Source organism: Neobacillus fumarioli NBRC 102428 (assembly GCF_001591485.1).
Taxonomy (GTDB): domain Bacteria; phylum Bacillota; class Bacilli; order Bacillales; family Cytobacillaceae; genus Neobacillus; species Neobacillus fumarioli.
This window is the reverse complement of record NZ_BCUZ01000002.1, coordinates 1-12,396: the sequence shown is the minus strand read 5'-3', so window position 1 is coordinate 12,396 and position 12,396 is coordinate 1. Positions and strand designations below refer to the sequence as shown.

Here is a 12,396-nt window from a genome sequence, read left to right as displayed (position 1 = left end):
CATTTTATAATTCGAAGAACTAGAAAAATAAAGCATCAAAAGGTCAGCAGAAGATTCAGTGTATAATAATAACAGTTTTCGATATAGTGGAAATCTTTTGTCTGACCGGAAAAGGATATCAATGATGGGTATATTTTACTTGGTATTAATTGATAAATAATTTTATTTTTCAAAAAATATTGCTTTTTCGACAAAAAAATTATATTATACCAATGTATAATTCTTATAGCCTATTTTTTCAGAACATTTAGACAGGAATCAAGGAGGTTTAAATATGAATTTATTTAGGAAGAAGTCCATCCAAGCTTTAATTCAAGAGGCTGGAAAGAAAGATGTCACTTTAAAGAAGGATTTAGGGGCTTTTGATTTATCTATGCTTGGGATTGGCGCGATTATTGGCACCGGAATCTTCGTGTTGACCGGGGTTGCTGCTGCTGAACATGCGGGTCCTGCATTAATTCTATCCTTTATTATATCTGGTCTGGCTTGTGTGTTTGCAGCACTTTGTTATGCAGAATTCGCTTCTGTTGTTCCAGTTTCAGGAAGTGCCTATACGTACAGCTATGCAACATTTGGTGAATTGATTGCTTGGATTTTAGGGTGGGATTTAATTCTTGAATATGGATTTGCCTGTTCAGCGGTTGCCAGCGGCTGGTCAGGGTATTTCCAAGGGCTGATTGCCGGATTTGGCATTCACTTCCCTAAAATTTTGTCAAGTGCCTATGACCCGGCACATGGAACTTTTGTCGATGTTCCAGCTATTTTGATTACGTTCATCATTTCGTTCCTGCTCACGCAAGGTGTAAGAAAATCAGCTCGTTTTAATAGTATTATGGTGATTATTAAACTGGCAGTTGTTTTATTATTCATCGGTGTCGGTGTTTGGTATGTGAAGCCGCATAACTGGTCGCCTTTCATGCCATTTGGTTTTAGTGGTGTTGCAACTGGGGCTGCAACCGTTTTCTTCGCTTATATTGGATTTGACGCTGTTTCAACAGCTGCAGAGGAAGTGAGAAATCCGCAGAAAAATATGCCGATTGGGATTATATCTTCCCTTCTTATATGTACAGCTCTTTATATCGTGGTTTCAGCTATTTTAACTGGAATTGTTCCCTATCCAAAGCTTGACGTGAAAAACCCTGTTGCTTTTGCGCTTAACTACATTCATAAAGATTGGCTTGCCGGATTTATTTCACTTGGTGCCATTATCGGTATTACCACTGTATTGCTTGTCATGATTTACGGACAGACTCGCCTATTCTATGCGATTAGCCGTGACGGACTGCTGCCAAAAGTGTTCTCAAAAGTGGATCAAAAACATCAAACACCAAAGGTGAATACTTGGATTACTTGTTTACTAGTATCGATTTTTTCCGGCTTCATCCCATTAAGCAAACTAGCGGATTTGACAAATATCGGAACATTATTTGCTTTCATGATGGTGGCTGTAGGAATTTTATATTTACGTAAAAATAAGAATGCACCAACAACAGGCTTCCGTGTTCCATTTGTTCCGTATATTCCAATCCTGGCCTTCTTTTTCTGCGGCTATTTGACACTGCAATTGCCAAGGGTAACATGGATTGCGTTTGTTGTGTGGCTTGTCATTGGTTTAGTCGTTTACTTTGGATACGGGCGAAGACATTCTACATTAAATAACAAAGTTTCGGAAATTAAACAGGTAGGCTAATGCTATAGGGGTCCTAAAGGGCTCCTATTTTTTTGGTGCGAATTTTCGAAAATACTCGTTTTTTATGTCAAAATGGATCGCAAAAGATGGTAGAATAAAAGAAGGAGTTTTGTCCTACGTTTGGATGTCGCAGAGTTTAAGGTGTTAAGGAGAAAAAGAAATGAAGGAAGGCAGTAATCGATTAGCGCTTGTTTTTGAAGAAAAAAAAGCCATTAAGCTATTTTTATGGTTATTCTATATTTTTTACATATCGTATGACTTGCTTTGGGGTTATCTTCTCCCTAAGTATACAAACTATGGAGACCCGCATTCGTTCACTGAAGGTTTGGGGTATTGGGTTTATGTATTCATGGCAATTGTGCTGTTGTTGTCCTCTTTTTTTATTAAAAAAGGTAATCCCTTTATTGTGAAATATTTTATTCTATTTACTTATACCATTATCGATGTCATAAATAATATTTTCATTTATTATGGAACAACGAAGGAATTTGCTTCTGGGAATCTCGTAGAGCTTCTCTTTATTGTTTTTTCGCCGATCTTTGTTAACAGGCATTATTTTTGGAGTGTGGCCTTGACGATGATCGGGAAGTATTTTTTTATAGGGGTTGTTTTACAGACTGCCATTGTGTTAAAACCAATCGTCATTGTTCTCGCTTTGTCTGCTATTGTTTATCTCTTGTTAACACGGTTTTATTCGTATATTTATTCATTAACCAATGTTTACGAGGAGCTTCGGAGAAAAGAGAAACTTGCTTTAATTGGCCAAATGGCTGCAGCTGTAGGGCATGAAATCCGCAACCCATTAGCTTCATTAAAAGGCTTTATCCAGCTGCAACATGAGAAATACCCTAATATGAATGAATATTATCCGATCATGGTAGAGGAAATAGACCGGATCGATTCGATCGTAAGTGATTTAATGTATATTGGAAAACCAAAGGAAATTCATTTTGCAAAAGCAAATATTTCCGATATTATCGCCTATACCGTATCGATTACCAATCAGCAAGCTGCTAATCACGGTGTAACGATCGAAACCGTTATAGAAGAAGTGTTACCTCCAATCGATTGTGATGAAAATCGGCTGAAGCAGGTTTTTATTAACTTAATCAAAAACGCCATTGAGTCGATGCCTGATGGTGGGAAAGTAACCATCCATGCGCAGTCAATAGGCAAAAGTACACTCTGTATTTTGATTGAGGATGAAGGCTGCGGCATTGCCGAAGAAAACATTCGTAATTTATGTGAACCATTCTATTCCACTAAGAAAGAAGGAACCGGCCTGGGATTAATGGTAACCAATCAAATCATCACTGACCATAATGGGATGTTAGACATTCAAAGCACTGTCGGCGAAGGAACAAAAGTATGGATGACTCTGCCAATCGTCCAGAAGAAAGAGAAGATGAATGGTGTCAAATTCGTACATAATTCTACAAATTAAAGTTTTCAAGGACCTTTTCTATGAGATATAATATAGAAGAATCTCAAACTTAGATCATATGAAAGGTTTGTGTGTCAATAACACGAATAGGTGATTTTCATGCTCCATCATGAGGAACGGCGAACACTTAAATGGTTTCTTTTGTTTTTCTATTTAATTTATATACTATATGATATTTTCTATTATTACTTTTTACCCATTTATGTTACGCATCAAAAGAGTGGGTTTCCTAGTAAGTTTTGGTATATTAACTATATTGTATTAGCGATCCTGATTCCAGTCATTTTCTATTTAAATAGGACAGGAAAACTATTTTGGATCAAATATGTATTTTTTAGTTTCTACATACTGACGGTTTTTATTGTGGACATTTTAAGTTTTTATGGCAAAGGTCATTCCTATAATAGCGGGAATCTGGTGGAATTATATTTAATGTTAACATTACCGCTATTCTTGGATTTCCGATATTTTTGGCAGGTTAGTATAGGAATGATTGCAAAATATGCATTAATGGGCCTTATATTAGAGAATCCATATGTTATTATACCGGGATTGGTATTTTTTATATTAACAATTATGTCCTTTTTTATGTTAGTCCGCCTACAAGGACAGTTCAAAGCGATCAAGGAATCCTATAACAATCAATTAGAAGGAATTGTTAAAGGGGTTATTGCTGCCTTGGAATTAAAAGACCCCTATACAAGAGGGCACAGCGAACGGGTGGCAAGTTATGCGCTGATGCTGGCAAATGAGTTGGAAATATTCTCAAAGTCAGAACAGAAATCATTTTATTATGCTTGTCTGCTTCATGATATAGGCAAAGTACATATTCCAGATCGAATTTTGATGAAGCCTGGAAAATTGACAGAAGAAGAATATGAAATTATTAAATTGCATCCCGTTGTAGGGGCAGAGGCAGTGAAAGATGTTGAAGGAATAAAAGACTATATCGATATTATCCGCTTTCATCATGAACGCTGGGACGGCAAAGGCTATCCCGATCAATTAACGGGAGAAGAAATCCCATTGCTGCCAAGAGTAGCTGCTATTGCAGATGCATTTGATGCGATGACCTCTTCCAGATCGTATCGCAAAGCATTATCAGTGGAAGAGGCGTACACACGGATTATAAAAGGTAAGGGTTCCCAGTTTGATCCAATGCTGGTGGAGAAGTTTACGAAAGTTTTTCCAGCATGGGTCGAATTTCATGATAACTATCCATGGAATAAGGAACTAGAAATTAAAGAGGAGGTGAACATATGAAAATCCGCAAGCTGAAGAAAATTAAAACCACTTGTTGGTGGTGTTACTTTTAATAAGGGCTACATGGCAAAGAAAAAGTAGGATGCTTAGCTCAGGCTGGCATCCTCCTTTAATATTCTTAAGGGGTGGCCGCTTGAATGAACATCTCACTCAATTCGCGACTCTCAATCTCTCCAATCGAGATTCACTTTGATCAAAAACATTATATACTAGAAGACGTATCTTCGGGTGAATTTTATGAAATGCCAAAGATTTGTATTGAAGCGATTCAATTGATTCAAAGCGGCGAACGATTAGGGGAAATTGAGAGAATATTAAAGCATAAATATCCTTCGGAAGAAGTGGATATCATCGATTTTGTTCAACAACTGCAAAGCTTGCAGTTAATTTCAGAAATTGATGGTGAAAAAGTTGAAGGTTCGAAAAAAAATAATGAAAGATTAGGGTTTTTGTGGATTTCGCCCCAAGTCGGAAAATTTTTCTTTCATAAGATTGGATTGTTGATGTATTCTGTGCTTTTTATGATGAATATCATCATCTTTCTTACTCATCCCGCCTTGTTTCCGCATTACAAAGACTTATTTCTGTTTAAATTTATGTTCTTAAATATTCCGGCCTGGATGGTTGTTACTTCGTGTCTTGTAATTATTCATGAATTCGGGCATGTGCTGGCGATGAGAGCTTATAATCTGCCGACAAGGATGGGTGTGGGTCACCGTTTGTTTCTGGTCGTGTTTGAAACGGATTTGTCAGCTGCTTGGAAGCTTCCTTCTAAGAAACGAAATGTTCTGTATTTAGCGGGACTTTGTTTTGACACAAGCCTCTTATTCCTGGCATTGGCCGGACAACTTGTTTTTCCAGACAATTCCCCTGTTTTCACGGGGATCTTGCGTATGGTAGTGCTTGATACATTTATTCGCATGGTGTATCAATGTTGTGTTTATATGAAAACGGACTTGTATTATGTACTTGAAAATAGTACAGGCTGTTATAACTTAATGGAAAATGCCCAGCAGTACATAAGCAAGCTGATCCCATTTCGAAAAAAGACAATGCCGGGAGAGGTGATGTTTCCTGGGGAAAAAAGAATGGTTTTTTGCTATTCAATTTTTTATTGTATTGGTGTAGGGATCACTCTTTTCTTGTTTGCTGTCTATTATATTCCACAATTAGTATTTGCGATGAGAAAAGTATTGCCAGGGTTCTCAGAAGGTTTGTCGACAACCCGTTTTTGGGATGCAACTCTATTTTCTATCCAGCTTTTGGTCGGAATCCTATTACTGCTTAACTCATGGAGGAAAAAATACCAAGTGTAAAAAAGAACCAGACAAATATCTGGTTCTTTTCCTTATAGTTTAAATGAGCTCTTTAGTGAGACAATTCGGTTAAACACAAGATGGTCCGCCGTTGTATCTTTCGGGTCGACATTGAAATAGCCATGTCTAAAGAATTGGAATTTATCATGCGGCTGGCATTCTTTCATATTGGGTTCCACAAATCCGTGGTATACTGCAAGGGAATTTGGGTTTACCTTGTCAAGGAATGATTTTTCCTCATCATCTGATTCTTCTAAAATTAACGGCTCATAAAGACGGAATTCAGCAGGCACTGCGTGTGCAGCCTCTACCCAATGAATGGTTCCTTTTACCTTTCTGCCAGTAAAGCCGGTGCCGCTTTTGGTTTCTGGGTCATAGGTGCAGCGAAGTTCAATGATCTTTCCATTGGCATCTTTCACTACTTCTTCGCACTTAATGAAATAAGCATGTTTGAGGCGGACCTCATTTCCTGGGAACAGCCGGAAATATTTCTTCGGCGGATTTTCCATAAAATCATCCTGCTCAATATAGATTTCGCGAGAGAATGGAATTTTTCTCGTTCCCATTTCTGGATTTTCCGGATTGATTTCCGCATCTAGCAATTCAATTTGCCCTTCCGGATAATTGGTAATAACCACTTTTAAAGGACGAATAACACCCATGGTTCTAGGGGCTTTCAGCTTTAAATCTTCGCGGACAAAATGCTCAAGCATTTCCACATCTACGGTAGCATTATTCTTGGATACCGCTGTTTCACGAACGAAAGTACGAATGGATTCAGGTGTAAATCCTCGTCTGCGCATACCTGAAATGGTTGGCATCCTTGGGTCATCCCAGCCATCTACAACCTTTTCGTCGACCAGCTGTTTCAGTTTTCGTTTACTCATGACCGTATTAGTAAGATTTAGACGGCCAAATTCAATTTGCTGTGGAACATTTTCCATCTCGCATTGCTCGATCACCCAATTATAGAGAGGGCGCTGGTCTTCAAATTCAATTGTACAAATGGAATGGGTTACCCCTTCAATGGCATCTTCCAGCGGATGGGCAAAAGCATACATCGGATAAATGCACCATTTGTCACCTGTGTTGTGGTGGGTGGCATGAGAAATCCGATAGAGGACCGGATCGCGTAAATTGATATTAGGAGAAGCCATATCAATCTTCGCTCTTAAGACTTTTTCACCACTCGCAAATTCACCGTTTTTCATACGTTCAAATAAATCAAGGTTCTCTTCAATGGAACGATTGCGATAAGGGCTTTCTTTTCCTGGTTCCGTTAGAGTACCGCGGTATTCCCGGATCTCATCTGCATTCAAATCGTCTACATAGGCAAGTCCTTTTTTGATTAGTAGAACAGCACGTTTGTACATTTCATCAAAATAATTGGATGCAAAACATAAATTGTCCCATTCAAAGCCGAGCCATTTGACATCTTCTTTAATCGAATTAACATATTCAACATCTTCTTTTAATGGATTTGTATCATCAAATCGTAAATTGGTTTTTCCATTAAACTCGTCAGCTAAACCGAAATTCAGGACAATTGATTTCGCGTGGCCAATATGTAAATATCCGTTTGGTTCCGGCGGAAAGCGGGTTACAATCGTGTCATGCTTTCCGGATTCCAAATCTTTGATCATAATATCTTTTATAAAATTAGATGTGTGATTTTCCACCCTTTTCAACCTCTTTCATCATATCTACTCCTTATTCATAACATAAATAACGATATTTTTCCATTGTTCCTTATTAATCATAACGAAAACAGGCTGAAAACGATAAATTTTAGTTTGCGATCCGGTACAGCCTTAACGGCCTGCCGACTGTCCCGTATTGCTGTTCTTCAATGATGATTTGTTCTTCAACCAAATAGGAAAGATAGTTCCTTGTTGTCGACAGGCTGACACCGGCCAACTTTGAAATTTGTTCGGCACTTAATGGATGAAGGGAGCCGGTGATCGATTTCTTTATTCTTTCTAATGTCCGAATGTCAATTCCTTTTTGCGGGAGCGGGGAAGGTGATGATTCAGAAATCCGCAATTTTTTCAGCTCATCTACTGTACCTTGGTTCAGTTCAGTAAAACTGGATACACGGGATTTAAATTATACATATTTTTGAATCGCTGATTGCAGCTGGGTCAGATTAAATGGTTTGATTAAATAATCGATGACTCCGAAGCGGAAGCCTTCTTCTACCATTTCCAGTTCTTTTGCGGCTGTTATTAAAATGAAATCGCAGCGCCAATTTTCCAAACGAATGGTTTGCAATAACTCAATTCCGGATCGGTCAGGGAGATAAATATCCAAAAGCAGTAAATCAGGGGCAGCTGTATTCATCAGCTTCATGGCTTCCGCATAGCTATGGGCAGTTCCTACAAGATGGCAGCCTTTTTGGGCGGAAATAAAGTTGCCATGAAGTTTTGCAATCATGAAATCATCATCCACAACAATTACTCTGATTGGTTCGTTCATTTACATCCCTCCATATTGGTAAACAAACTTGTAATGATGCTCCTTTTGATGAAGAATTCATTACAATACTGCCGTCTAATCTTGAAACCAAGCGGGAGACTAAGGCAAGACCGAATCCACGTCCTTCGCCCTTTGTGGACCTGCCATCCGCAAAAATTTCTTCTCCGAGTTCAGGATCAATGCCTGGACCGGTGTCACTAACCGTAAGTAACAGCTGCTTTTCCTCATTTTTAATCTGAACGGAGATTTTGGGTAGGGGCCTCGTTTCACTCATCATTGTAATTGCTTCGATTGCATTTTCAATTGCGTTTCCTAGGATGGTAAGCACGGTTTCCCGATGCGGGCAGCGCTCTGGTACATTTGAATCATCAGAGATGTTCAGCTGTATTCCAAGCTCTTTTGCCCGGTGCATCTTCCCAATCAGTACCCCGACAATTGCCGGGTCCCTCACCCGAGCGAGGAAAAAGTTAAGAACCTTTTGCTGTTCCTGATGGACACCCTCTATTACCTCTTTAACAAGTTCATATTCCTTCATTTGAATCAGGCCTGAAATAAGATGAAGTTTATTCATAAATTCATGGCGCTGGCTTCTGATGGTATCAACATATTGCCCAATGTCCGCAAGCCTCTTGTCCAACTGGTCAAGTTGAAGCTTATCACGAAAGCTGGCAACAGCACCAATGACTTTTCCGTCAATTTTCACAGGAATTCTGTTGACGACTACTAATGAATTGCCGATAATCATCGGCTGATCATAATGGGCATTTCCTTCCTTTATTACTTCTGTTAGACGAGATCCCGGAAGAATAGATTGTATCGATCTGCCAAGCGGGTCTTCTTGCTCATCTGGCAGCAAATTTTTTGCTTCTCGGTTAAAGGTTGTGATTTTTCCACTTGTATCAACGGCAATGATTCCTTCACGGATGGATTCCAATATCGCTGCCTGCTGCTGAGTAAGGAAAGCAATTTCGTAAGGTTCCAAGTTAAATATTTGTTTTTTGATATGGCCAGAAAGAATAAACGCGCCAATAAGTCCGGCAATTAGAGCAATCAAGCCTAAAGCGGTAATTTCGAGTATCAATGCGATGATCGAACTTAGCGGTGTGACAAAGGAATTTATTAAGCCATCGGGCGAAGTCCATACGGTCTTGAAAAATATCAATTTGACAATTCCAAAAGGGGAATTTGTCTCAATTGTTGGACCGACGGGATGCGGGAAATCGACAACCTTAAGCTTAATTGCCGGTTTTGAACAGCCATCTGCCGGCGAGGTGTATATTTTAGGAGAGGAATTGCAGGGAATGAATCCGAAAGCGGCGTGTGTATTCCAAACCGAAAACACCTTTCCGTGGAAAACCGTCATTGACAATGTGTCGCTCGGGCTCAGGCTAAGGGGTGTCAGCAAGAGTGAGTCGTATGACGAGGCAAGAAAATGGATTGCCCGCGTCGGATTAAAAGGGTTTGAAGGATATTATCCGTCCCAGCTATCCGGAGGAATGAGGAAACGGGTTGCTTTGGCACAGTGTTTGATTGTACAGCCGGAAATTTTATTAATGGATGAGTCGTTTTCAGCCCTTGATGTTCACACAAGGCATTTGATGGAGAACGAGCTGCTTCGCATTTGGGAAGAAACATCCGCATCCGTCTTTTTTATCACCCATGATTTGGAAGAGGCAATTGCCTTAAGTGATCGGGTGATTGTTCTTACAGCCGGACCAGGAGCAACAGTCAAAGGAGATTATAAAATTGATTTTCCAAGGCCGAGGAATGTCGCAGAAATCAGTTTTGATCCAGCTTTTATGAAGATCCATAAACAAATTTGGGAAGATTTGAAAGATGAGGTGATGATCAGTTATGAGAACGCAAACAAACTCCGTGTCAAATCCAGTTAACGATACCGTTGTCTTGAGAAAGGCAGAAGTTCGGCGGCAGGCCATAAACTTGAGAATCCGCAATTTAAGTCTGCAATGGTCTGTGTTTATCGTCTTGATGGGAACGTGGCAAATTTTATCAAGTAATAAAATAATCGATCCGTTCTTTTTCTCAAGTCCATTTGATATTGTGAAGCATATTTGGACATGGGTGGTGGATGGTACAACGGCTGGTCCGCTTTACGTTCAGTTTTTAGTTACTTTTGAGGAAACGATTCTTTCCTTTATCTTAGGGGGAATTGCCGGGATTATTTTCGGTTATTTGCTGGGAGTAAATGAACTTCTTTCCGTTATTTTAGGTCCCTATATCAAAATGATCAACGCGATTCCGCGCGTTGTGCTTGTACCGATTTTTATTCTTTGGTTTGGCTTAGGAATGTCATCGAAGGTTGCTTCTGGACTGGTATTAACCTTTTTCATTGTGTTCTTTAATGCCTTTCAAGGTGTTCGCGAAGTAGACCGGAATCTAGTGAATAACGCACGGCTGTTAGGGGCGACAAAACGCCAGTTGGCACGGCATGTCATCATCCCATCCGCGCTGACTTGGATTCTATCAAGTTTGCATACTAGTTTTGGCTTTGCGCTTATTGGCGCCGTCGTTGGGGAATTTGTCGGGGCAACAGAAGGATTAGGATATTTAATTGCTCAGGCACAAGGGGCTTTTGATACAATAGGCGTTTTCGCCGGCATGGTCATCTTGTCTATCACGGCCTTGGTTGCCGACTGGGGTGTATCCAAATTGGAAAAACGCTTTATCGCATGGCGTCATATTCGGCAATAAGTATAGGGGGAATCTGTGGCTAGATGCTATAAATTCCTGGTAAAAAGTACAAGGGGGATCTGGAATGAATAAAACAATGAAACGCTTAAGTAAAGGAGTTTCAGGAATGGCAATTGCTGCAATACTGTTGTCTGGATGTTCTTCTCATAATTCGACGTCAGCACCTAGCACGTCAAAAGAAAGCAGTAAGTCTAAGACTACGCAGCAAGTATCGATTATGGTCGGCGGTTTGGAAAAGATTATTTATTTACCATTTATGCTGGCGGAGAAACTGGGATATTACAAAGCAGAGGGGCTGGATGTGAAACTCATTTCGGAAAGTGCCGGACAGAATGCGGAAACGGCTTTGCTTGCCGGACAGGTTCAGGGGGCAGGCGGCTTCTATGACCATACGTTAGATTTATTAGCAAAAGGGAAAAAAGTGGAAGCCGTTGTCACGATGGCAGACGTTCCCGGCGAGCAGCTAATGGTCGCCACCCGCTTAAAAGACAAAGTAAAAACTTTAGCCGATTTAAAAGGACTCACCATTGGAGTCACATCGCTCGGCTCTTCTACTAATATGCTTGCAAGCTATAATGTGGTAAAAGGCGGCAATAAGGAAAGTGATTATAAACCGCTACCTGTTGGAGCAGGGCAAACATTGATTGCAGCGATGCAAAACAAGCGGATTGACGGCGCAGTTACAAGTGAACCGACAGCTTCGATGCTTTTAAATAAAAATTTAGCCTTTACCTTTGTAGACATGAATACGAAAGAAGGAACGAAAAAGTCTCTAGGCGGTGGATATGCTGCGACAAGCCTATATATGAACACCGACTATGTCAACGCCCATCCGGATATCGTTCAGAAATTAGCTAATGCCTATGTGAAAACATTGAAATGGATGAGCACCCATACACCTGAAGAAATTGCCGATAAAATGCCGCAGGAATACTATGCAGGAGATAAGAACTTATATATCCAAGCATTAAAAGGACAGCTTCCGATGTTCACAAAGGATGGTAAAATGCCTGAGGGAGTACCGGAAAATGTTCAAAAAATCCTTTCCGCCTTCAAACCGGCAGTCAAAAATGTCGATCCAAGCCAGACCTACACCAATAAGTTTGTTGATAACGTAAAGTAGATTTAAAAACTTAAAGCCTGGGAATTCCACAGAAAACCCGGGCTTAAATGTTATATTTGGTGTAGATCCCACGAAAAAATCCAGTTCCTACTGATTCAACTATGTAGGTGATAAAAATGATCGTAATATCAAATGTTTGCTCTAATCGTTATTGGGAAAAATTATTTAAAATGATATTGGAAGAATGTAACGCATTTCAAGTTGTCTTTCCAAATGGGGAGGTAGATCCTGAAAACCCGCTTATGGGTGGGAAAGATTTTTTCCAAACTATAGCAACAAAAGTAACGGTCTCTAATATCATGGATGACGCCAGTGAGTATAATGGAAGCTTAAATGAGGAAATTAGACAGAAATTTATTTTATATATGAAGCC

12 protein-coding genes are annotated in these 12,396 nt (G+C 39.8%); 8 read left to right on the top strand and 4 right to left on the bottom strand.

All coding sequences use genetic code 11. From position 1 onward, the window contains the following. Positions 1 to 274: 274 nt before the first annotated feature. From bcaP to BFU02S_RS00565, 4 genes are all read left to right on the top strand, one after another. Positions 275 to 1,690, top strand: coding sequence for a branched-chain amino acid transporter BcaP (gene bcaP, locus BFU02S_RS00580; RefSeq protein ID WP_066365181.1), 1,416 nt, complete (start codon positions 275 to 277; stop codon positions 1,688 to 1,690). Positions 1,691 to 1,850: 160 nt separating this feature from the next. Then, positions 1,851 to 3,134 (top strand): ATP-binding protein, encoded by a 1,284-nt coding sequence (locus BFU02S_RS00575; protein WP_066365178.1) that lies wholly within the window; start codon positions 1,851 to 1,853, stop codon positions 3,132 to 3,134. 99 nt (positions 3,135 to 3,233) lie between these two features. Continuing rightward, positions 3,234 to 4,397, top strand: a complete 1,164-nt coding sequence (locus BFU02S_RS00570; RefSeq protein WP_066365175.1) for an HD domain-containing phosphohydrolase — start codon at positions 3,234 to 3,236, stop codon at positions 4,395 to 4,397. 137 nt (positions 4,398 to 4,534) lie between these two features. Then, on the top strand, positions 4,535 to 5,713 hold the full coding sequence (locus BFU02S_RS00565) for a hypothetical protein (RefSeq protein ID WP_066365173.1): 1,179 nt from the start codon (positions 4,535 to 4,537) through the stop codon (positions 5,711 to 5,713). A gap of 32 nt (positions 5,714 to 5,745) precedes the next feature. Here the strand turns inward: BFU02S_RS00565 and BFU02S_RS00560 are convergent, their stop codons facing one another. From BFU02S_RS00560 to BFU02S_RS00550, 4 genes are all read right to left on the bottom strand, one after another. Beyond that, a complete protein-coding gene (locus BFU02S_RS00560) occupies positions 5,746 to 7,392 on the bottom strand; it encodes a glutamine--tRNA ligase/YqeY domain fusion protein (RefSeq protein ID WP_084360942.1) in 1,647 nt (548 codons plus the stop codon). Positions 7,393 to 7,501: 109 nt separating this feature from the next. Beyond that, entirely contained in the window at positions 7,502 to 7,756 is a 255-nt protein-coding gene (locus BFU02S_RS16190; protein ID WP_084360941.1) for a response regulator, read from the bottom strand. A gap of 63 nt (positions 7,757 to 7,819) precedes the next feature. Then, positions 7,820 to 8,188 (bottom strand): response regulator, encoded by a 369-nt coding sequence (locus BFU02S_RS16185; protein ID WP_084360940.1) that lies wholly within the window; start codon positions 8,186 to 8,188, stop codon positions 7,820 to 7,822. Continuing rightward, entirely contained in the window at positions 8,154 to 9,269 is a 1,116-nt protein-coding gene (locus BFU02S_RS00550) for an ATP-binding protein (RefSeq protein WP_066365171.1), read from the bottom strand. The genes BFU02S_RS16185 and BFU02S_RS00550 overlap by 35 nt, the downstream gene beginning before the upstream one ends. A 4-nt stretch (positions 9,270 to 9,273) precedes the next feature. On the opposite strand from BFU02S_RS00550, the gene BFU02S_RS00545 reads away from it, so the two are divergent. The 4 genes from BFU02S_RS00545 to BFU02S_RS00530 form a co-directional block, all read left to right on the top strand. After that, on the top strand, positions 9,274 to 10,080 hold the full coding sequence (locus tag BFU02S_RS00545; RefSeq protein ID WP_066365169.1) for an ABC transporter ATP-binding protein: 807 nt from the start codon (positions 9,274 to 9,276) through the stop codon (positions 10,078 to 10,080). Then, entirely contained in the window at positions 10,043 to 10,900 is an 858-nt protein-coding gene (locus BFU02S_RS00540) for an ABC transporter permease (RefSeq protein ID WP_066365167.1), read from the top strand. The genes BFU02S_RS00545 and BFU02S_RS00540 overlap by 38 nt, the downstream gene beginning before the upstream one ends. A 64-nt stretch (positions 10,901 to 10,964) precedes the next feature. Then, the gene (locus tag BFU02S_RS00535) at positions 10,965 to 12,023 is read left to right on the top strand and encodes an ABC transporter substrate-binding protein (protein ID WP_066365166.1); all 1,059 of its coding nucleotides are present in this window, start codon (positions 10,965 to 10,967) and stop codon (positions 12,021 to 12,023) included. 116 nt (positions 12,024 to 12,139) lie between these two features. Then, a partial coding sequence (locus tag BFU02S_RS00530) for a hypothetical protein (RefSeq protein ID WP_157075826.1) occupies positions 12,140 to 12,396 on the top strand: 257 nt, incomplete at its 3' end.